Origin of the sequence: Rhodococcus sp. ARC_M6 (genome assembly GCF_022810305.1) — a bacterium.
Classification (GTDB): Bacteria; Actinomycetota; Actinomycetes; order Mycobacteriales; family Mycobacteriaceae; genus Rhodococcus_F.
The window spans coordinates 114,149-135,390 of the sequence record NZ_JALGQH010000013.1 but is presented as its reverse complement, the minus strand read 5'-3'; the positions used below and the strand labels follow the sequence as shown (position 1 = coordinate 135,390).

The 21,242-nt window shown below is 61.3% G+C and carries 19 protein-coding genes and 2 tRNA genes; 14 read left to right on the top strand and 7 right to left on the bottom strand.

Annotated features, from left to right (window positions below; all coding sequences use genetic code 11):
• Nucleotides 1-52 precede the first annotated feature (52 nt).
• The 7 genes from serA (at nucleotide 53) to MTX36_RS15830 (ending at nucleotide 7,133) form a co-directional block, all read left to right on the top strand.
• Entirely contained in the window at nucleotides 53-1,645 is a 1,593-nt protein-coding gene (gene serA, locus MTX36_RS15860) for a phosphoglycerate dehydrogenase (protein ID WP_243620691.1), read from the top strand.
• Between the two features lie 78 nt (nucleotides 1,646-1,723).
• Nucleotides 1,724-2,737 (top strand): 3-isopropylmalate dehydrogenase, encoded by a 1,014-nt coding sequence (locus MTX36_RS15855; RefSeq protein WP_243620690.1) that lies wholly within the window; start codon nucleotides 1,724-1,726, stop codon nucleotides 2,735-2,737.
• A 114-nt stretch (nucleotides 2,738-2,851) separates the two neighbouring features.
• Nucleotides 2,852-3,625, top strand: coding sequence for a fumarylacetoacetate hydrolase family protein (locus MTX36_RS15850; protein ID WP_094272243.1), 774 nt, complete (start codon nucleotides 2,852-2,854; stop codon nucleotides 3,623-3,625).
• Between the two features lie 363 nt (nucleotides 3,626-3,988).
• Nucleotides 3,989-5,149, top strand: a complete 1,161-nt coding sequence (locus MTX36_RS15845) for an alkane 1-monooxygenase (protein ID WP_243620689.1) — start codon at nucleotides 3,989-3,991, stop codon at nucleotides 5,147-5,149.
• Nucleotides 5,150-5,227: 78 nt separating this feature from the next.
• Nucleotides 5,228-6,703: a glutamate--tRNA ligase gene (gltX, locus tag MTX36_RS15840; RefSeq protein ID WP_243620688.1), complete on the top strand. Its 1,476-nt coding sequence runs from the start codon at nucleotides 5,228-5,230 to the stop codon at nucleotides 6,701-6,703.
• 165 nt (nucleotides 6,704-6,868) lie between these two features.
• Nucleotides 6,869-6,940, top strand: a tRNA-Gln gene (locus tag MTX36_RS15835).
• Nucleotides 6,941-7,060: 120 nt separating this feature from the next.
• A tRNA-Glu gene (locus MTX36_RS15830) sits at nucleotides 7,061-7,133 on the top strand.
• A 126-nt stretch (nucleotides 7,134-7,259) separates the two neighbouring features.
• On the opposite strand, the gene MTX36_RS15825 is transcribed toward MTX36_RS15830, so the two are convergent.
• From MTX36_RS15825 to MTX36_RS15815, 3 genes are all read right to left on the bottom strand, one after another.
• Complete coding sequence (locus MTX36_RS15825) at nucleotides 7,260-7,457, bottom strand: DUF5302 domain-containing protein (RefSeq protein ID WP_243620687.1); 198 nt, start codon at nucleotides 7,455-7,457, stop codon at nucleotides 7,260-7,262.
• 49 nt (nucleotides 7,458-7,506) lie between these two features.
• A complete protein-coding gene (locus MTX36_RS15820) occupies nucleotides 7,507-8,016 on the bottom strand; it encodes a pyridoxamine 5'-phosphate oxidase family protein (RefSeq protein ID WP_243620686.1) in 510 nt (169 codons plus the stop codon).
• An 86-nt stretch (nucleotides 8,017-8,102) separates the two neighbouring features.
• On the bottom strand, nucleotides 8,103-8,804 hold the full coding sequence (locus MTX36_RS15815; RefSeq protein WP_094272249.1) for an IclR family transcriptional regulator: 702 nt from the start codon (nucleotides 8,802-8,804) through the stop codon (nucleotides 8,103-8,105).
• 180 nt (nucleotides 8,805-8,984) lie between these two features.
• On the opposite strand from MTX36_RS15815, the gene leuC reads away from it, so the two are divergent.
• The 3 genes from leuC to MTX36_RS15800 all read left to right on the top strand — a co-directional run bounded on the left by leuC (nucleotide 8,985) and on the right by MTX36_RS15800 (nucleotide 11,885).
• Nucleotides 8,985-10,397: a 3-isopropylmalate dehydratase large subunit gene (gene leuC / locus MTX36_RS15810; protein WP_243620685.1), complete on the top strand. Its 1,413-nt coding sequence runs from the start codon at nucleotides 8,985-8,987 to the stop codon at nucleotides 10,395-10,397.
• A 29-nt stretch (nucleotides 10,398-10,426) separates the two neighbouring features.
• Entirely contained in the window at nucleotides 10,427-11,035 is a 609-nt protein-coding gene (leuD, locus tag MTX36_RS15805; protein WP_243620684.1) for a 3-isopropylmalate dehydratase small subunit, read from the top strand.
• 157 nt (nucleotides 11,036-11,192) lie between these two features.
• Nucleotides 11,193-11,885: an HU family DNA-binding protein gene (locus tag MTX36_RS15800; RefSeq protein ID WP_094272252.1), complete on the top strand. Its 693-nt coding sequence runs from the start codon at nucleotides 11,193-11,195 to the stop codon at nucleotides 11,883-11,885.
• A gap of 131 nt (nucleotides 11,886-12,016) precedes the next feature.
• Here the strand turns inward: MTX36_RS15800 and MTX36_RS15795 are convergent, their stop codons facing one another.
• The 3 genes from MTX36_RS15795 to cofC form a co-directional block, all read right to left on the bottom strand.
• Nucleotides 12,017-12,943 (bottom strand): bifunctional NUDIX hydrolase/histidine phosphatase family protein, encoded by a 927-nt coding sequence (locus tag MTX36_RS15795; protein WP_243620683.1) that lies wholly within the window; start codon nucleotides 12,941-12,943, stop codon nucleotides 12,017-12,019.
• 14 nt (nucleotides 12,944-12,957) lie between these two features.
• Nucleotides 12,958-15,111 (bottom strand): RNA degradosome polyphosphate kinase, encoded by a 2,154-nt coding sequence (locus MTX36_RS15790; RefSeq protein WP_374230494.1) that lies wholly within the window; start codon nucleotides 15,109-15,111, stop codon nucleotides 12,958-12,960.
• Between the two features lie 175 nt (nucleotides 15,112-15,286).
• Nucleotides 15,287-15,976 carry a 2-phospho-L-lactate guanylyltransferase gene (cofC, locus tag MTX36_RS15785; RefSeq protein ID WP_243620682.1) on the bottom strand — a complete coding sequence of 230 codons (690 nt, stop codon included), beginning with the start codon at nucleotides 15,974-15,976 and terminating at the stop codon, nucleotides 15,287-15,289.
• Nucleotides 15,977-16,219: 243 nt separating this feature from the next.
• On the opposite strand from cofC, the gene MTX36_RS15780 reads away from it, so the two are divergent.
• The 3 genes from MTX36_RS15780 to MTX36_RS15770 are packed head-to-tail and all read left to right on the top strand — an operon-like array spanning nucleotide 16,220 to nucleotide 19,527.
• Nucleotides 16,220-17,218, top strand: a complete 999-nt coding sequence (locus MTX36_RS15780; protein WP_243620681.1) for an NAD(P)H-dependent glycerol-3-phosphate dehydrogenase — start codon at nucleotides 16,220-16,222, stop codon at nucleotides 17,216-17,218.
• Nucleotides 17,215-18,366, top strand: a complete 1,152-nt coding sequence (locus tag MTX36_RS15775; RefSeq protein WP_243620680.1) for a cystathionine gamma-lyase — start codon at nucleotides 17,215-17,217, stop codon at nucleotides 18,364-18,366. Before MTX36_RS15780 ends, MTX36_RS15775 begins: the two co-directional genes overlap by 4 nt.
• 54 nt (nucleotides 18,367-18,420) lie before the next feature.
• Nucleotides 18,421-19,527 carry a D-alanine--D-alanine ligase family protein gene (locus MTX36_RS15770; RefSeq protein ID WP_243620679.1) on the top strand — a complete coding sequence of 369 codons (1,107 nt, stop codon included), beginning with the start codon at nucleotides 18,421-18,423 and terminating at the stop codon, nucleotides 19,525-19,527.
• A gap of 30 nt (nucleotides 19,528-19,557) precedes the next feature.
• Here the strand turns inward: MTX36_RS15770 and MTX36_RS15765 are convergent, their stop codons facing one another.
• Nucleotides 19,558-20,136: a DUF3515 domain-containing protein gene (locus MTX36_RS15765; RefSeq protein ID WP_243620678.1), complete on the bottom strand. Its 579-nt coding sequence runs from the start codon at nucleotides 20,134-20,136 to the stop codon at nucleotides 19,558-19,560.
• Between the two features lie 146 nt (nucleotides 20,137-20,282).
• Here MTX36_RS15765 and MTX36_RS15760 point away from each other — a divergent pair, with 146 nt between their 5' ends.
• Nucleotides 20,283-21,233, top strand: a complete 951-nt coding sequence (locus MTX36_RS15760) for a thiamine-phosphate kinase (protein WP_243620677.1) — start codon at nucleotides 20,283-20,285, stop codon at nucleotides 21,231-21,233.
• The last annotated feature ends 9 nt before the right edge of the window (nucleotides 21,234-21,242 follow it).

Sequence of the window (21,242 nt, the reverse complement as noted above, 5' to 3'; positions counted from 1 at the left end):
AACTACGGGGGGTTAAACCACCCCCACACCCACCTAATCAGGGAGTTTGCACGTGAGCCAGCCTGGCCGCCCCGTTGTTCTGATCGCCGACAAACTCGCGCCGTCCACAGTTGAGGCACTGGGCGACGGTGTGGAGGTGCGTTGGGTCGACGGACCCGACCGCGCTGCTCTGCTCGCAGCTGTGCCCGAGGCCGACGCGATTCTCGTACGTTCCGCCACCACCGTCGACGCCGAGGTTCTGGCCGCCGGCACCAAGCTGAAGATCATCGGCCGCGCCGGTGTCGGCCTGGACAACGTCGAGATCCCCGCTGCCACCGCGCGCGGCGTGATGGTTGTCAACGCACCGACGTCCAACATTCACTCCGCTGCCGAGCATGCAGTTGCACTGCTCATGGCGACGGCTCGCCAGATCCCCGCCGCAGACAAGACCCTGCGCGAGAACACCTGGAAGCGAAGCAAGTTCAACGGCGTCGAGATCCGCGACAAGGTTGTCGGCGTCGTCGGCCTCGGCCGCATCGGTCAGCTGTTCGCTCAGCGTCTCGCCGCTTTCGAGACCACGATCATCGCGTACGACCCCTACTTGCCCGCAGCGCGCGCAGCGCAGCTCGGTATCGAACTGGTCACCATCGACGAGCTGGTCGAGCGCGCGGACTTCATCTCCGTGCACCTCCCCAAGACCAAGGAAACGGCCGGCCTGATCAATGCCGAGCGTCTTTCCCGCGCCAAGGACGGCGTCATCATCGTCAACGCCGCTCGTGGTGGCTTGATCGACGAAGACGCACTGTACGACGCTCTGGTCTCCGGCAAGGTCGGCGGCGCCGGCCTCGACGTGTTCAACACCGAGCCGTGCACCGATTCCAAGCTCTTCGAGCTCGACAACGTTGTTGTCACCCCGCACCTCGGCGCTTCGACGTCCGAAGCTCAGGACCGCGCGGGCATCGACGTCGCCAAGAGTGTTCTCCTGGCACTCGCCGGCGAGTTCGTTCCCGAGGCCGTCAACGTCTCCGGTGGTCCGGTTGGCGACGAAGTAGCTCCGTGGCTCGAACTTGTCCGCAAGCTCGGTCTGCTCGCGGCAACGCTTTCGCCCGAGGCAGTCCAGACGGTTCAGGTTGTCGCCACCGGCGAGCTGTCCGCAGAAACCGTCGACATTCTCGGTCTCGCAGCTCTCCGCGGTGTCTTCTCCGCGAGCAGCGACGAAGCAGTCACGTTCGTCAACGCACCGGCTCTGGCCGAGCAGCGCGGCGTGACCGTGTCGGTCGAAAAGCACTCCGAGGCACTCGCTCACCGCAGCGCGGTCGAGGTTCGCGCGGTTGCCGCTGACGGCACCGTCACCTCCGTCACGGGTGCACTCACCGGCCTGCACCAGGTCGAGAAGATCGTCAACATCAACGGCCGCAGCTTCGACCTGCGCGCCGAAGGCCACAACATCATCGCGCACTACAGCGATCGTCCGGGTGTCCTCGGTATCCTCGGCACCGTTCTCGGTAACGCCGGCATCGACATCCTGGCTGCAGCACTGAGCCAGGACGCCGAAGGCGAAGGCGCAACGGTCATCCTCCGCGTCGACAAGGTAGTTGCCGATGCCGAGGTCGAGGCAATCGTTTCGCAGCTTGATGCGCGCGTGGCCCAGGTAGACCTTTCCTGATTGTTGTTTCTCACTGTGCGCCTTTATTAACCGCCGGCGGTTAATAAAGGCGCACAGTTCTACAGATATGAGGATTCAATGAAGCTTGCGGTCATTCCCGGTGACGGAATCGGTGTCGAGGTCACAGCTGAGGCACTCAAGGTCCTCGGCAAGTTGGTTCCGGACCTCGAGACCACCGAATACGACCTCGGTGCCCAGCGCTACAACGCCACCGGTGAACTGCTGCCCGCAGACGAGCTCGACCAGATTCGTCAGCACGACGCAATCCTGTTGGGCGCCATCGGCGATCCGCGAATCGTTGCACCGGGCATCCTTGAGCGTGGACTGCTGCTCAATATGCGTTTCCAGCTCGATCACCACGTGAATCTCCGTCCGGCGCAGCAATACCCGGGATCCACGTCGCCGCTCGCAGCGAAGCCCGAGATCGACTTTGTCGTGGTTCGTGAAGGCACCGAAGGCCCGTACACCGGCAACGGTGGAGCGATCCGCGTCGGCACCGATCACGAAATTGCCACCGAGGTCTCGATCAACACGTGGTTCGGCGCCGAGCGCGTCGTGCGTTACGCGTTCGCGTTGGCGCAGACTCGGTCCAAGCACCTCACGCTGATCCACAAGACCAACGTGCTCTCCAATGCCGGCGCTATCTGGACCCGTGCAATGGAGACAGTCGGCGCGGAGTACCCGGACGTCGAGACCGCGTACTGCCACATCGACGCCGCCACCATCTACATGGTCACCGACCCGTCGCGCTTCGACGTCATCGTCACGGACAACCTGTTCGGTGACATCATCACCGATCTCGCCGGCGCGGTGACCGGTGGCATCGGTTTGGCTGCAAGTGGAAACATCGACGCGTCGGGCACCAACCCGTCCATGTTCGAGCCTGTGCACGGCAGTGCTCCGGACATCGCCGGCAAGGGAATTGCGGATCCAACGGCAGCGATCCTGTCGGCTGCACTCCTTCTTCGTCATCTTGGCCGCGAGGCCGATGCTGCTCGGATCGAGGCTGTTGTTGCCGCTGACCTGGCTTCGCGTGGCGACGGTCCCATCTCCACGACGGATATCGGCGACCGGATCACCGCAGCACTGTAGTCACCGCAGCACTGTAGTGACCAGTCTCATGGTGTGAATGCTCTCCGCTGACGCGCGCAGGCCTTAGGGCTTGCGCGCGTCAGTCGTTTGCGCGGCCCCGATAGACTTGCACCCATGCGTCTTGGTCGAATTGCCAGTCCCGATGGTGTTGCGTTTGTCAGTATCGAAGGTGACGAGGATGCCCTCGTCGCCAAGGAAATTGCCGAGCACCCCTTCGGGAATCCCACCTTTACAGGCCGTAGTTGGCCACTAGCCGATGTGCGGCTCCTCGCGCCGATCCTTGCCAGCAAGGTGATCTGCATTGGCAAGAATTATGCGGATCATGTTGCCGAGATGGGCGGCGAGGCACCGGCCGATCCGGTGATCTTCCTCAAGCCGAATACCTCCATCGTGGGCCCGGGTGCGCCAATTGTCTTGCCGCCCAGCTCAACCGAAGTTCACTACGAGGGCGAACTCGCGATCGTCATCGGTCAGCCGTGCAAGGATGTTCCGGCTGCCAAGGCATTGAGCGTCGTCCTCGGTTACACCGTTGCCAATGACGTGTCGGCGCGCGATCACCAGCGTCATGACGGTCAGTGGACCCGCGCGAAGGGGCATGACACGTTCTGCCCGCTCGGTCCGTGGATCGAGACGGCGCTCGATCCGTCGGACCTCGACATCAAGACCGAGGTGAACGGTCAGGTGAAGCAGGACAGCAGCACTGCATTTTTGCTGCACGACATTCCCAAGATCATCGAATGGGTGTCTGCAGTGATGACACTGCTGCCGGGTGATGTCATTCTCACCGGTACCCCGGCAGGCGTCGGTCCGATCGTCGACGGTGACTCCGTATCGGTGACCGTCTCCGGTATCGGCACGTTGACCAACCCGGTGATTGCCAAGCGCTGACGGCACACGTTCATAACGCTCGACCGGGGATTCCCGGTCGAGCGTTTGTCGTATCAGGGTGGTTTGTGTCTGCTTGTTTCGATAGCTGAAAAGTCGCTCGAGTCCGAATTGGCTACTCTTTCTTGGTGTAGCACGCATCACATCTTTGGTGGACGTTATTGAAATTTTAGATACCGACAAGGTGAGATAGTCACTTTACCTGCATCTTTAGGTTTAGTGATCTTCATATTGGTGACGAGTCGGGCAATTTAACTGTTCGGTAACATGACTTCCAATTCTGTAACGTCTGCCCGTAGTCTGACCGATAGCTGGATTGATACCGGTGGGGTATTCGTGAAGTTTCGGAAATGGAGGCGGTGGCCAATGGGTGCCTTTGCATCTGATCATCGAACTCGGTCGCCGCGCCCAGCCAAGGCTGACGCGCTCGTGTGGCGGGACAAAAAGCGCTATTTGTGGCCACTAGGTCTACTGGTGCCGTTGAGTCCGTTCGCGGCCTGGTTCCTAGTGGAGAAGTTGAGCCTGGGTGTGTTCTGGGCCGTTGGGGCATGGTTGATCGTCATCGTCATTCCGCTCATCGACTTGCTGGCCGGCGAGGACGGAAACAGCCCGCCGGACGACAAGATTCCCGAGTTGCAAGAGGATCGCTTCTATCGCTGGTGCACGTACCTGTTCCTTCCGCTGCAGTTCATCGGACTCGTGTTCGCATGCTGGTGCTGGGTGAACTCGCCGATGGCAGCGGGGGAGAAGTTCGCCCTCGCCATGACCGTCGGAGTTGTTGCCGGCGTCGGCATCAACGCGGCCCACGAGATGGGTCACAAGAGTCAGAAGCTCGAGAAGTGGCTCGCGAAAATCGCGCTGGCCCAGTCCTTTTACGGGCACTTCTACGTCGAGCACAATCACGGGCATCACGTCCGGGTGGCAACCCCCGAAGATCCCGCGAGTTCGCGATACCGCGAGAATTTCTGGTTCTTTCTGCCGCGGAGTGTTTTCGGCGGTCTGCGCTCGGGTTGGCGGATCGAACGTGCCCGCCTCGAACGGCAGGGTCTGCGGACCTGGACGTATCGGAACAACATCCTCAATGCCTGGGCGATGAGCGTGGTGCTGTTCGGCAGTCTCATCGCAGTCTTCGGCTGGGAGATCGCACCGTGGCTTGCCGTGCAGGCCATCGCCGGGTTCACGTTCCTCGAAACCGCAAATTATCTCGAGCACTACGGTCTGCTGCGCGGCAAGCGCGACGACGGTTCCTATGTTCGATGCTCGCCGGAAGACAGTTGGAACAGCGATCACGTGGTGAGCAACCTGTTCCTCTATCAGTTGCAGCGGCACAGTGATCACCACGCAAATCCGCGTCTGCGCTATCAGAGCCTGCGCAGCGCCCCGGATGCGCCGCAGTTGCCCGCCGGCTACGCCGTCATGATCGTCTGTGCGTGGGTACCGCCGCTGTGGCGCCGGATTATGGACAAACGACTCCTTGCGTACTACGACGGCGACACGAGCCGTATGAATGTACTTCCGGGGCGCTGACGCGCATTGCAGGTAGGCAACGGCGCGACGGGACTAATCTGTATTACGACCATCCATCATCGCCGAGCCAAGTGAGCCATGACCAACAGCGAAGTACGCGTCCGTTTCTGTCCGTCACCTACCGGAACCCCGCACGTGGGTCTGGTGCGCACCGCCCTGTTTAACTGGGCGTTCGCACGACACCACGGTGGAGCCTTCGTGTTCCGCATCGAAGACACCGATGCGCAGCGGGACAGCGAAGAGTCCTATCAGGCAATCCTCGATGCCTTGCGTTGGCTGGGGCTGACCTGGGACGAGGGTCCGGAGGTCGGTGGGCCGCACGCGCCGTACCGTCAGTCGGAGCGTCGTGATCTGCATCTCGACGTCGTCGCAAAGCTGCGAGCAGCCGGTGAGGCTTACGAGTCGTTCTCGACCAACGAAGAGGTGGAAGCGCGGCACAAGGCAGCCGGACGCGACCCCAAACTCGGTTACGACAATTTCGATCGGGATCTCACTGACGAGCAGCGCACGGCCTACATTGCCGAGGGGCGCAAGCCGGTAGTCCGTTTGCGGATGCCTGACCATGACCTGACGTGGAACGACCTGGTTCGCGGGGAGACCACGTTCAAGGCCGGAACCGTGCCGGACTTCGCGTTGACTCGCGGCAACGGCATTCCTCTCTACACACTGGTCAATCCTGTCGACGACGCATTGATGAAGATCACGCACGTTCTGCGCGGCGAAGACCTCCTCTCTTCGACGCCGCGTCAGTTGGCTCTGTACGAGGCGATGATCCGGATCGGTGTCGCGGACTTCACCCCGTCTTTCGGTCACCTTCCGTTCGTGATGGGCCAGGGCAACAAGAAGCTGTCCAAGCGTGACCCTGAGTCCAACCTGTTCATTCATCGTGACCGCGGGTTCATTCCCGAGGGCCTGCTCAATTACCTGGCCCTGCTGGGCTGGAGCATTGCCGACGACCACGACGTTTTCTCGATCGACGAGATGGTGGCGGCGTTCGATATCTCCAAGGTCAACTCCAATCCGGCACGGTTCGACCAGAAGAAGGCCGACGCGATCAACGCTGAGCACATTCGGTTGCTCGAGCCGGCTGACTTCGCGGCGCGCCTGAAGTCGTTCCTGGTCGACCAGGGTCACATCGGTGACGACGTGGACGAAGCAACATTCACGGTTGCCGCAGACCTCGTCCAGACCCGCATCGTGGTTCTTTCCGACGCCTGGGATCTGCTCAAGTTCCTGTTCGTCGACGAAGCATCGTTCGAGCTCGATCCGGCCGCGGCGGCCAAGAACCTGAAGGAAGATGCGGGTCCGGTTCTGGACGCATCTATTGCCGCGCTCGAGGCGATCGAGTCGTGGACGACGGCTGCTGTCGAGGAAGCCCTCAAGAAGGCGCTCATCGAGGATCTAGAGCTCAAACCGCGTAAGGCGTTTGCGCCGGTGCGGGTGGCGATCACCGGCTCTCACATCAGCCCTCCGCTCTACGAGTCGATGGAACTGCTCGGTCGTGACGTGTCTATCGCCCGTTTGCGTGCCGGTAGGGCAGCGGTAACCGCTTAGTTTGGGTGGTCTCCGGCCGAAAAATGGTGAAAAAGTAGCTCTGACCATACGATTTGGTGTTTGGGGCAGGGGTACTGGTAATCTTCTTTTCGGCCGGAGACGAGCCGCCGAGCACAACAGCGAAGCGGAGCGAGCAAGGCCAAGCAAGACAGTGAAGAAATTCATTGGGGTATGGTGTAATTGGCAACACAGCGGTTTCTGGTACCGCCATTCTAGGTTCGAGTCCTGGTACCCCAGCGAAAATCCGGTCGATTTTGCAGCCGGACTCAAGCAAGCTAGGCTTGCTGAGCTTCCACAGAACAGCCCGCAAGGTTGCTCTTGAAGTGCAAAGAATAGAACATGCGTAAAGCGTGTCCTGGCCCCGTCGTCTAGCGGCCTAGGACGCCGCCCTCTCAAGGCGGTAGCGCGGGTTCGAATCCCGTCGGGGCTACAAAAGAAAGACCCTCCAATCATTGATTGGAGGGTCTTTCTTATTGATACTGAAATCGAGTAAAACAATCACCCCAGCCGAATTCGACTGGGGTGATTGTCATCTCATACGTATGGGGTGTGCGGCTTATCCGCTCTTGCGGCGAAATTCGCGCTTATGGTCGGCGGAGCCGTGAGTGTTGTGGACTTTGGACTGACCGTCACGATGATCGGCCGACGTCGCATTGCCGTGGTTCTTGCGATCGAGTGCTTCGCGGAACTTGCGCTTGTTCGCCTCCGCTGGTGTTTCGGACTCCGACGGGGTGCTGCTGTCCTGCTCGCTCATCTGTGTACTCCTTCGTTGCGGCCTGTTGGTGAAGCTGGGGGCCTGATGGTCAAGCTACGCCCTCCGGGGCGGGAGCTGTAGACCCGGACAGCGGCATGGCCGGCATGCCGAGCTTGCGGTGATCCCACGACCGAGTGCGATCAGGTACGAATCGCACTGCCACACGCTTGTGGAGCATGGCGTCGACAGCGGGGCGGAGATCCTCGGAATAGGGTCCGGTGTATCGCTCCCAGACACTGACACCCACGGCAAAAAGTGCCTCGGGGGCGTCGACGATTTCTCCGATGCCTTCCATCGAGACTCCGCGGAGGGTGTCGTAGGTGAGGCCGTCCTCGATCAAGATCGACATCCGGGAGTCGCGTCGAAGGTTTACAGCTTTCTGGGACTTCGCTTTTGTCTCGAACCAGATTTCGCCGTCCACGATTGCGAACCACATAGCGATGAGGTGAGGCATGCCGTCTGCGCTCAGCGTGGCCATCGTTGCGGTGCGGTTCTTTTCGACGAACTCCGAAATTTCGGAGTCGGTCATCGTGATCTGACTGCGCTGTTTCCCTGTCATGACGGCGTAGCTCTCCTCGATCGTGGTGGGGAGGTGTAGTTCCTGAAGTCCCTACTGTGGCACGGATTACATGATTACGTGTCCGATTACAGGCGCTTGTGAAGCGCTTCTGCCGCCGCGAGAAGATCGGCTGCCCATCGGGCGCCGGGGCGTCGACCCATCCGGTCGATCGGTCCGGAAACCGAAATTGCCGCCACCACTGTGCCGGCCGAGTCCCGTACGGGCGCTGCCACGCTGGCGACTCCGGGTTCTCGTTCGGCTGCGCTCTGCGCCCAACCGCGCCGGCGGACTTCGAGAAGAACTCGCTCGCCGAAGGTTGCGTCGGCGAGAACAGTGCGCTGTGTCTGCGGATCTGCCCACGCGAGAAGGACCTTGGCGCCCGAGCCGGCATTCATCGGGAGTCGTGCGCCGACCAGGACGGTGTCACGCAGACCGGTCGGTGGTTCCATCGACGCGACGCAGACGCGCTGCGTACCTTCGCGTCGATACAGTTGGACACTCTCGCCGGTGATTTCGCGTAACCGGGGGAGGATGAGACCCGCGGCGGCAATCAGAGGATCATTGGCAGTGGCAGCCAATTCGGCGAGTCCGGGACCGGGGCACCACAGGCCGTCGGAATCGCGGGCGAGAAGTCGATGGACTTCGAGGCCGACGGCGAGGCGGTGAGCCGTTGCCCTGGGTAGCCCTGTGCGCGCGCAGAGTTCGGTGAGGCTGCACGGTTCTTCGGCTACTGCATGAAGCACGCCCATTGCTTTGTCCAGCACGCCGATGCCGCTATGCTGTCTCATAGGTCGATACCAGTTTCTCGCATAGTGGGATAGTAGCGCATGATCTCCTACAGGTCACCAGCTTCCACTTCCGGGGATTAATGCGCAGCATGAAAAGTGTTGGGCTGTCGGACTTATCTTCACGCGCGGCGGGCCAGCCCGTAGTTCGTCGACGCGAGGCTACGTACAGAGGTGGAAGACATGGCACAGAAAGCACGCACTCTCGCCGAGAAGGTGTGGGACGACCACGTTGTCGTGAAGGGCGAAGGTCAGGCTCCCGACCTGATCTACATCGACCTTCACCTCGTCCATGAAGTGACGAGCCCGCAGGCATTCGACGGACTGAGGTTGGCGGGACGGAAGTTGCGTCGCCCCGATCTGACGATCGCCACCGAGGATCACAACGTCCCGACCATCGACATCGACAAGCCGATTGCCGATCCCGTCTCCAAGACTCAGGTCGACACGCTGCGCCGAAATTGTGAGGAATTCGGAGTTCGCTTGCACCGCATGGGCGATCTGGATCAGGGGATCGTGCATGTCGTCGGACCGCAGCTCGGTCTGACTCAGCCGGGAACGACCGTTGTCTGCGGTGACTCGCATACCTCGACCCATGGCGCTTTCGGTGCTCTTGCAATGGGAATCGGCACCAGCGAGGTCGAGCATGTGATGGCGACACAGACACTGTCGTTGCGCCCCTTCAAGACAATGGCGATCACCGTTGACGGTGAACTGCAGCCCGGTGTCACGAGCAAGGACCTGATCCTCGCCGTCATCGCCAAGATCGGCACCGGCGGCGGGCAGGGATATGTTCTGGAATACCGCGGCGAAGCCATCCGCACGTTGTCGATGGAAGCGCGTATGACCATCTGCAACATGTCGATCGAGGCCGGTGCCCGCGCCGGCATGATCGCACCGGACGCGATCACCTACGAGTTCATCAAGGGTCGCCCGCACGCGCCGACCGGCGCGGACTGGGATGCCGCGGTGGCGGCTTGGGAGCAGTTGAAGACCGACGACGGAGCGGTATTCGACAACGAGGTTCGCATCGACGCGAGTTCGCTGACACCGTTCGTCACGTGGGGAACCAACCCGGGACAGGGTGCACCGCTGGGTGACCGTGTGCCGAATCCGGAAGAGATCGTCGACGAGAACGAACGTCAGGCAGCCGAGAAGGCGCTCACCTACATGGGTCTCGACGCCGGAATGTCGTTGCGCGATATTTCCGTCGACACCGTTTTTGTCGGCTCGTGCACTAACGGACGAATCGAAGACCTGCGTGAGGTTGCGGGTGTTCTCGAGGGTCGCCGTGTGGCAGAAGGTGTTCGGATGCTGATCGTTCCCGGCTCCATGCGGGTCCGGGCGCAGGCCGAAAGTGAAGGCCTCGGAGACATCTTCGTAGCGGCGGGCGCGGAATGGCGTCAGGCAGGTTGCTCGATGTGCTTGGGCATGAACCCTGATCAATTGGCGCCGGGAGAGCGTTCGGCATCGACCTCGAACCGGAATTTCGAAGGCCGACAAGGCAAAGGTGGCCGGACCCATCTGGTTTCGCCGCTCGTCGCGGCCGCTACAGCAGTCCGCGGAACTTTGTCGGCACCGTCCGATCTGGTCTGACGTACCTACACACTCGAGGAGAATTTTCGATGGAATCCTTTACCACGCACAAAGGTATCGGCGTACCGATGCGACGCTCGAATGTCGATACCGACCAGATCATCCCCGCCGTTTACCTGAAACGGGTGACGCGCACGGGATTCGAGGACGGACTGTTCGCCGGATGGCGTAGCGATCCGAACTTCGTCCTGAACGTCGCGCCTTACGACAAGGGCAGTGTCCTCGTTGCCGGACCTGATTTCGGAACGGGATCCTCGCGGGAGCATGCCGTTTGGGCGCTATCGGACTTCGGTTTTCGGGTCGTGATCGCTTCGCGCTTCGCAGATATTTTCCGCGGCAACGCCGGAAAAGCGGGTCTGCTGGCAGCACAGGTCGAGCAGGGCGACGTCGAATTGCTGTGGAAATTGCTCGACGAGCAGCCGGGACTCGAATTGGCTGTCGATCTCGAAAATCGGACAGTGACAGCCGGAACGACGGTGGTGCCCTTTACGATTGACGACTACACGCGGTGGCGTCTGCTTGAAGGACTCGACGACATTGGACTGACATTGCGGCAGGTAGAAGCGATTTCCGAGTTCGAAAAGTCAAGGCCTTCATGGAAACCGACTACCCTCCCGGCCCAAATTTCGCAGGGCTGAACGGAAATCGCCGATAGCGGCGAGAGAGAGAAATAGGTCACCATTTCGGGGTTACGTTGATTGAGAATTGGCGTGGCACATAGACTCTTGCCGTTATCAGGTTTACCGTAGTTCTCAGTCGGTCCTACGGTGGACCATTATTTGCGGAGGAATTTCAATGAACAAGGCAGAGCTCATCGATGTTCTGACTGAGAAGCTGGGTTCGGACAGGCGCACAGCAACCGATGCAGTGGAGCACGTCGTGGACACCATCGTCCGCGCCGTCCACCGTGGCGAGAGCGTGACGATCACCGGTTTCGGCGTCTTCGAACAGCGTCGTCGTGCGGCACGTGTCGCACGCAACCCGCGTACCGGCGAGACCGTCAAGGTCAAGCCGACGTCGGTTCCGGCTTTCCGTCCGGGTGCGCAGTTCAAGGCCGTTATCGCTGGCGGCCAGAAGCTTCCGGCCAGTGGCCCGGCAGTCAAGCGTGGCGTAGCCGCACCGGCTACCAAGGCAGCAGCCAAGAAGGCAGCAGCCAAGAAGGCAGCAGCCAAGAAGACGGTAGCCAAGAAGGCTCCGGCCAAGGTTGCAGCCAAGAAGACGGTTGCCGCCAAGGCTCCCGCCAAGAAGGCTCCGGCCAAGGTTGCAGCCAAGAAGACGGTCGCCGCTAAGGCTCCCGCCAAGAAGACGGTTGCCGCTAAGGCTCCCGCCAAGAAGGCTCCGGCCAAGGTTGCAGCCAAGAAGACGGTTGCCGCTAAGGCTCCCGCCAAGAAGGCTCCGGCCAAGGTTGCAGCCAAGAAGGCTCCGGCCAAGGTTGCAGCCAAGAAGGCTCCGGCCAAGAAGGCTCCGGCCAAGCGCGCTTCCAAGTAGTCGCTTTCGGGTGAAATACCCGATGCAGTAAAAGAAGAGGCGCAGTCGCGATCGAAATCGCGACTGCGCCTCTTCTTTTGTGTTCGGCGTTTATGAATTCGTCTGCCGGTCAATACTTTGCGTAACTACCTTTACGCGTTGGCGACCTTGGGGAGGGGACTGTCCAGATGATCGGCAGCAACCAATTGGTCGTCGACGAAGGACAGCACCCAGGTGCTCGCTTTGCGGTTGCGTGCGGACGGCAGTGTTACACCGGCTGATTTGCTCCACCAGGCCATCAGATCCGGGATGACGCCTCCTTGGCTGCAGATCACCGGTGTGCCGCCTGAAGACGCAATCTCGAGGATTCGCGCCCGGGCGGCCGCTGGGTCCGCGTCGTAACCCTCTTCGCTCAGAAGGGGTTCCGTCACAACTTCGACTCCCAGCGCTTCGGCGAGTGGCAACACGGTATCGATGCATCGAGTTCGGTCGGCGGAATAGACGGAGTCGGCGCCGAAGAGCCGTAACTGACCTACCAATGCCGCGGCCTGCTCCTTGCCGGTGGCATCGAGAGGCCGAAGAGTGTCATCGCCGTTGTACCGCTTGCGACTTCCAGCCTTCGCGTGACGTACCAGCAGGACTGTTCGGGTATCGGTCGGTACCGCGACGAAGCGGCGCAGGATCATCCGATCCATCGGATATGAGAGATGGTCCGGTACTTCGTCGATCGGAAGCCAATGGAGTACATCGACCTCGCTGTTCGCGCCGAACTCTCCGCCGACTGCTTCAGCCGCCCAGTATTCGACGCGTTTCAGTTTGCGGTGCCCCGGAATCGGATAAGTGACACCACCGAGATGGCGACCGAGCCGAACACTCATCGACGTTTCTTCCTGAACTTCGCGAACAGCAGCCGTCAGGAAAGTCTCACCCGGATCCAGTTTCCCCTTGGGGAAAGACCAATCATCGTATTTGGGACGATGAATGACTGCGATCTCGATCGACTGCGGATTATCGAGTGCCTTTCGCCATAACACTGCGCCGGCGGCAAAGATATTCGCTTTCACAGGTTTGTCAGTCATGGTGATCGCGACTTTCAAGATCCGCTGGAGGTACGACTTCGCATCAACGAATGTTGATGCTCGCGTACATCCTCGCCGTGTTCGGGAGATGCCACCCAACTTCCGTCGGGATGCAGTACCCAGCAGCGGGTGCGGGAGTCGAGCGAGGAATCGAAGACTTCGCTCAACTGCCGGGCCAACTTGGGATCCTTGACCTGAACCATGACCTCGACGCGCCGATCGAGGTTGCGGTGCATCATGTCTGCGCTGCCGATCCAGAACTCGTCGGCGGCGCGGAAATGGAACATCCGTGAATGCTCGAGGAATCGTCCGAGGATGGAACGGACTTCGATGTTGTCGCTGAGCCCCGGCACACCCGGTTTGAGAGCGCAGATACCGCGGACCACGATCTGAACCGGCACGCCGGCTTTCGAGGCCCGGTACAGCGCGTCGATAACCTGTTCGTCGACAAGCGCATTCGCCTTCATTCGAATGGCTGCGTCACGCCCGGCGAGTTTGTGCGCGATTTCCGCTTCGATGCGCTCGATGATTCCGCGTCGCACTCCGTAGGGAGCAACCAGAAGGTTCCGGTAGTCGGTCTTGCGTGAGTAGCCGGTCAGGGAGTTGAAGAGGTCGGTGAGGTCGGCACCGACCTCCGGTGCGGCTGTGAACAATCCGACGTCCTCGTACAACCGCGCGGTCTTCGGATTGTAGTTTCCGGTACCGATGTGGCAGTAACGACGGATGGTGGAGCCTTCACGCCGAACCACCAGGCAAGTCTTGCAATGCGTCTTGAGCCCGACAAGTCCGTAGACGACATGCACTCCGGCTTGTTCGAGTTTGCGAGCCCATTTGATGTTGGCCTGCTCGTCGAAGCGAGCCTTGATCTCGACGAGAGCGACAACTTGCTTGCCGGCTTCTGCGGCATCGATGAGTGCGTTGACGATCGGTGAATCACCAGATGTCCGGTAGAGGGTTTGTTTGATCGCGAGAACCTGCGGGTCAGCGGCCGCCTGCTCGATGAATCGCTGAACGCTGGTGGAAAATGAATCGTAAGGATGATGGACGAGAACGTCGCCGTCACGCAGCGTGGAGAATACGCTCTTCGGTGTTTCGCGTTCACCGAACGCGGGGTGCGTCGCCGGAACGAACGGTGCGTCTTTGAGCGCTGGTCGGTCGACGGCGTAAACCTGCCAGAGGCAAGACAAGTCGAGCAGACCCGAAACTTCGATGACGTCGGCCGGGTCGACATCGAGTTCACGAAGCAACAATTCGAGCATGTGCTCGGTCATGTCGTCAGCCACTTCGAGCCGGACGGGAGATCCGAAACGTCGGCGCGCGAGTTCACGCTCCAATGCCTGCAGGAGGTCCTCGTCGCGGTCCTCCTCGACCTCGAAGTCGGCGTTGCGCGTGATCCGGAAGGCGTGGTGTTCCACGATTTCCATGCCGGGGAACAAGACCTCGAGGTGCGCCGAGATCAGTTCTTCCATCGGGATGAACGAGTCGATCGTCGATGACGACGTCGTGCTCTTCACCCGAACGAAGCGGCCGACGTTGTCCGGTACCTTCACACGGGCGAAGTGCTCACCGCCCGTGACGGAATCCTTCACCGTCACTGCGAGGTTGAGACTTAGGCCACTGATGTAGGGGAACGGGTGCGCGTGGTCAACGGCCAACGGCGTGAGAACGGGGAACACCTGTTCGGTGAAATGAACCGACAGTCGCTCGTGATCGTCCTCGCTGAGATCGGACCACCGGACGATCGAGATTCCCTCGGCCGCTAGAGCCGGGCGGACGGATTCGAGAAAAACGTGAGCGTGCTTGTCGGCGAGTTCCTGCGTCCGACGCGCGATCAATGCCAGTTGTTCACGCGGTGAAAGTCCATCAGCGGAACGGACGGACAGTCCGGTCTCGTCGCGGCGCTTGAGGCCGGCGACTCGAACCATGAAGAACTCGTCGAGATTCGACGCGAAGATCGCCAGGAATTTTGCACGTTCCAGGAGGGGGAGCGACTCGTCGGCAGCCAAAGCCAGAACGCGGGCGTTGAAGTCGAGCCAACTCAGTTCACGGTTGAGATAACGATCTTCGGGCAACCCGCCGAGGAGTTCGGCCGGAACTGCCTTGGTGGCGGCCGGCGGCGCGCTCGGAATGTGGGTGACCGAACCCGGAATCGGGGGTCGCACATGCACGGACGCAGCCGAAGGTTGATGCCCGTCTCCGGTTTCCGATGCGCCGGTCACAGTTCCGTCCGGGCTGCTGGTGCCTGTGTTTTTTGCGGACTTGCGGTGCTCGAGTGCTTCGCCGTTGCTCACACGTCGATCATCCCCTACAAGCGCGCGCTTCGACAATTGTCGACAAAGAAATTTACCGCGTGTTCGACGCAGTTCGGTTGAGCCGTTTCAAGGAAGCTCGTGTGGCCGGCCCGACGCCCAATGCGCGCACCGTTTCCAAGTCGGTTCCCGTATCGACATCTGTGCGAAGCCCCGGCCAATCTCCGATGAGCCGGCGTGCCCCGGAATCTGTATGCCCACGAGCGGATTCGGGACCGAATCGCGGATCGAGAGGCAGATCGGGATCGCACGAGAACAATGCTGCGGTACCGGTCCCGTGATGATCGACGACTATCGACCGCCCACCGGTTCGGGCGTCGGTGAGGGCTTCGAAAAGTTCGCCGGGCTGCAACGACGGGAGATCAGCTTGCAATACAACGAGATCCACCCGGCCGGACTCGGCGCGGATGTGGGATGCCGCCGCGCTGAGTGCGGAATTGAGTGAGCTTTCCTTGCCCGACGGCTGACTCGTTCCGGACACCTCACTGCGGTCGGACGACATCGGGTCGGCGTACACGTGAACGCCCGCTGCGTAGGCAAGTGCGGCAACCGTCGGATCCGGTGTTACAACAGTTACTCCGTCGATGGCGGCGACGTCGGAGACCGCGGCGAGAGTGTCGTGGAGCATCGCCAGCACCAGATCGGCACGTGCGTCGGCATCTAGTTCGGTGGCCAGCCGGGACTTCGCAGATCGGAGGTCCTTGACGGCAACGATGGCATGCATGGGGCGCCGCCCTGACGGGACGGGTAGAGGCCGACTCTCCGATCTCGGCGTGCTCGGCTCTACTGTGCTCATACTGCGATCTTGCCAGTCGCCTCCGGGTATGTCTGTCGCTACCTGCCGAGCCGGGGCGTCGACCGCCCTGATCGGGGGGACTGGCGATACTGTTGTGCACACGATTTCTTTGCTGGTCGCAACATAACCGGCGTCTTGGCGAACGTCACGAGGGGTAGACGAGGTGACTGTGTGAGTAAAGCAGCAGTATTGGGCGCAGGTTCCTGGGGAACGGCCCTGGCCAAGGTCATGGCCGAGGCAGGTACCGACGTGACGATGTGGGCGCGGCGGGCGGAGGTCGCCGCGCGGATCAACGACGCGCACGAGAACAGTGACTATCTTCCCGGCATCGCCCTACCCGAGTCCATCCGTGCGACGGACCGGCACGAGGACGCGATGGAAGGAGCCGACTTCATAGTTCTGGCCGTTCCGTCGCAGTCTCTCCGGGGAAATTTGGAGGGGTGGAAGGGTTCGATCGGGCCGGACGCCACTCTGCTCAGTCTCGCAAAGGGAATCGAAACCGGCACCCTGATGCGGATGAGTCAGGTGATCGTGTCGGTCACCGGCGTCGAACCCGGTCGTGTCGCTGTGCTGTCGGGACCGAACCTGGCGTTTGAGATCGCCAGTCGGCAGCCCGCTGCAACGGTCATCGCTTGCTCGGATTCCTCGCGGGCATTGGCTCTTCAAAATGCCTGCGCCACAGGATATTTCAGGCCATACACAAATTCCGACGTGATCGGCTGCGAGATCGGCGGGGCCTGCAAGAACGTGATCGCATTGGCCTGCGGCATGGCTGCCGGTAGTGGATACGGCGACAATACGATTGCCAGCATCATCACCCGTGGTCTGGCCGAGACGATCCGATTGGGAGTTGCACTCGGGGCGCAGGCTTCGACCCTCGCCGGTCTCGCGGGAATCGGCGATCTGGTTGCAACCTGTACATCGAACCTCTCACGAAACCGCACTTTCGGTGAACGGCTGGGGCGCGGCGGCTCGATGGAATCGGCGCAGAAAGCAACCAACGGACAGGTCGCCGAAGGCGTGAAATCTTGTACGTCCGTGCGCGCTCTGGCTGCGGGTTACGACGTCGAGATGCCGCTGACCGACGCAGTCCACCGGGTCTGCCACGAAGGTATGGCCGTCAGTGATGCCATCGGTCAGTTACTCGGGCGTCGGACCAAACCTGAATGACAGCAGCCGACAGCTACGGTGATTCCACCCGGTGCGTGAGCGGGGTCGCCGGCCCACACACGCCCGGTCAGCCGATGCAGGTCGGTCCGATATTTGCTGCGCCGTATCAGCTTTCGGCCGACGAGGGCTCCGAAGAAGATACGTATGCGCGGGCCTCCCATCCGGGGTGGCGGGCACTCGAAGCTGTGCTCGCCAACCTCGAAGGTGCCGATCGCGCAGTCGTGACGGGGTCGGGGATGTCCGCCGTCACGATCACGTTGCGAAGCCTGCTGACGTCCGGGGATACCGTGGTCGTGCCTTCGGACGGCTACTACCAGGTGCGTCTGTACGCCGAAGAGGCGTTGGCTCCCCTGGGAATCGCTGTCCGCGAGGTGTCGACGCCCGCAATGGGTGATCCGGGTTTCGTGAATCTTCTGGCGTCGCTGAGGGGGCGAGTGGTGGTCGTCGCGGAGACGCCGTCCAACCCCGTGCTCGATGTCGTGGATCTGCGCGCGCTGGGGCAGGTGTGTCATGCAGTGGGTGCAGTTCTGGTGGTGGACAACACCACTGCCACACCGCTTGGTCAGCGTCCATTGGAGTTGGGCGCGGATGTTGTGGTGGCCAGCGGCACGAAGACACTGAGCGGGCACAGTGACCTGTTGATGGGATATGTCGCAACGTCCGATGCCGATATAGCTGCGAAGATCGAACGCGAGCGAACGCTGTCCGGAACCGTGCTCGGTCCGTTCGAGACGTGGCTCGCTCATCGCAGCCTCGGGACGGCCGGTCTTCGGTTCGGCCGACAATGTGAGAACGCGCAAGCACTTGCCGAGATGCTGGCGCAGCATCCGGTTGTGCGGTCGGTGCGCTTTCCCGGGTTGGCGAACGACCCTTCCTTCGACATCGCGTCGACCCAGATGCGTCGGTTCGGTGGCCTCGTCAGTATCGAATTGGAATCTGCGTCGGCGTTCCATGCGTTTGTCGAGGCCAGCAAACTTGTGTCCTCGGCCACCAGTTTCGGTGGCATTCATACGACGGCTGATCGGCGGGCGAGGTGGGGTGATCGTGTCAGTGAGGGGTTTGTCCGGATCTCGTGCGGCATCGAGGACACCGCCGATTTACTCGCCGATGTCGAGCGCGCGCTTACCGGGCGTCCGTTCGGTCCATAGATTCAGAGCCTCCCGCGCGCATGCCGAACGCTATTCGACGGTACGGTTTGACGCGTGAATAACAGCCGTACCCGCGTAGCCGTGATCTTCGGTGGCCGGAGCAATGAACATTCTGTGTCCTGCGTCTCGGCAGGAAGCGTCCTGCGCCATCTCGATCCGGAGCGGTACGAGGTCGTGCCCATCGGAATCACCACCGACGGTGCCTGGGTCCTGGGCTGGACGGACCCCGAGTCGCTGGCCATCAATGGACGTGAGTTGCCGACCGTCGATAAAAACGGAACCGGCGTCACATTGACCGCTGATCCCACCCGGGCCGGTGCTGTGGTGGCACTCGACGGAGCCGATGCCGGTGCCGTACTGGCAACCGTCGACGTCATCTTCCCGGTACTGCACGGCGCCTACGGCGAAGACGGAACCATTCAGGGACTGCTGGAAATGGCCGGCATTCCCTACGTCGGACCCGGCGTCCTGGCGAGCGCGGCCGGAATGGACAAGGAATTCACGAAGAAGCTCCTCGCAGCCGAAGGCCTTCCCGTCGGAGTGCAGGTTGTTCTGCGCCCGGGAACAGCAACGCTGACCGCAGAGCAGCAAGAGCAATTGGGCCTACCGGTCTTCGTCAAGCCGGCACGTGGCGGATCTTCCATCGGCATTACCCGAGTGACCGGGTGGGATGGACTCGACAACGCGATCACTCACGCACGCCTTCACGATCCCAAGGTGATCATCGAGGGCGCGATCATAGGACGAGAAGTCGAGTGCGGTGTACTCGAATTTCCGAATGGCGACGTCAAAGCGAGCGTAGTTGCCGAGATCCGAATGCCGGCCGACGACGCAGACTCCGACGCGTTCTACGACTTCGATACCAAATACCTCGACGACGTCTGTGAATTCGACGTTCCCGCTGTCCTCGACCAGGCTGTCAGCGATCAGATTCGAGAGATGGCCGTCCGGGCATTCGCCGCACTCGACTGCCAGGGACTCTCGCGAGTGGATTTCTTTGTCACCGAAAACGGCCCGGTGATCAACGAGATCAACACCATGCCCGGATTCACGTCCATCTCGATGTACCCGAAGATGTGGAAGGCGACCGGAATCGATTACGGCACTTTGCTTTCCGCACTGGTCGATACCGCGATTGCGCGCGGTACCGGCCTGCGCTGAATGGGCCTGACCGGCCTGCGCTAAGCGCTCTTAAGGCACCGCGATCGGCGCTGGGTCCAGAGGTTGTTGCGGAAGCGTCGCGGAGATGGTGTCCGAGAACTCCTGGATCGGTGTCGGGCCGTTTCCGTCGGGAACGGTGATTCCGATGTACTCACCGCGGTCCACCGCAAACCAGGTGCTGGCCGCCAAACCGATGTCGGTTCCCGAGACCTGGAACCACTGGACGCCGTTTACAACCTGAAGTGCTGCGGCCTGATCGAACTCGGCCGGCCGGTCGAGTCCGCAGCGCAGGACGATCGGTTCGCTCTCACTGCGCTGCCAGGCTGCGGCACCGGCAGGGGCTGGTTCTACGAGTTCGGCGCGTTCGAAGTCGCCGATGGTCTCGGGAAGTGCGCCGAGAAGCGATACACAGGCAGCCGAATCCGCAGTGGGGGCCGGAACCGGGCCCAGGGCCACCGGTTCGAGTTCGGGATTCTTACCGGCAACAACGGCAGCGATCACCAGACCGATGATCAATGCGACAGGAAGCGCGGTGGCGGTGGCGATCAACGCCGGGCTACGACGCTCGGCTGCTTCGTCGTTCTCTTCGGGGGACGTGTTTTCAGACATGCTCAGTTCTTCGCTCGGTTCCACGTTCGGATAGGTTTAAGCCACAGCTTTGAAGGTACCGCAGGCCGATTTCCCCGGAACTGCGCCGGCACTTGGGAGAGCCCATCTCGTCATCAGGATCGACCCCGAGCGAAGACGCACGGTCAGTGGCAGACGTGGGGGAGTTCGGTGTCATCGCACGCTCACTCGAGGGCCGAATTCAGCCGCTCACGACGGAGTTGGGTCCGGGTGACGATGCTGCAATCGTCACTGCTGCCGACGGCCGCGTCGTCATCTCTTCGGACATGCTGGTCGAGGGTAGGCATTTTCGGCTCGATTGGTCCTCGCCACGTGACGTCGGGCGTAAAGCGGTGGCGCAGAATGCTGCCGACGTTGTCTCGATGGGGGCTCGGGCAACGGCATTCACGGTGTCCATCGGGTGTCCACCATCGACTCCGATCGACATCGTGGACGGGATCTCGGCCGGAATCTGGGACGCTGCAACAGATCTGGGCGCCGGGGTTGTCGGTGGTGATCTGGTCCAGTCACAGGAAATTGTGGTGTCGGTGACAGTTCTCGGTGACCTCGGGGGAGGGCAGGCCGTAACTCGCTCGGGCGCTCAGGTAGGTGATCGTGTCGCCGTTTCCGGTCTGTTCGGTTGTTCGGCAGCGGGATTGGCACTTCTCCTGGCCGAGCGTCGAACCTTTCCGGATCTGTTGGCGAGGCACCGGGTTCCGCAACCGCCCTACCAATCTGCTTGGGCTGCAGCCGGCAGGGCCCATGCCATGACGGACATCTCGGACGGACTGATCGCTGATCTTCGTCACCTGGCGACTGCGTCCGGCGTACAGGTCCGAATCGATTCGAGTTCCGTCCCAACGTCTCCGGCAGTGGCCGACGCGGCAGCTTCATTGAATGTCGATCCGCTGGAATGGATTCTGTCCGGTGGTGAAGATCACGGATTTGCAGCCACATTTGCTCTCGACAACGAACTGCCGACTGGTTGGACTGTGATCGGGGACGTGGTGGCCGGTTCCGGTGTTGTAGTGGACGGCGACCTCAGGCCCTCCGGCGGTGGATGGAACAGCTTTTCTGCTACCGGCACCCCCGCGGTATAGGTTCTCTTC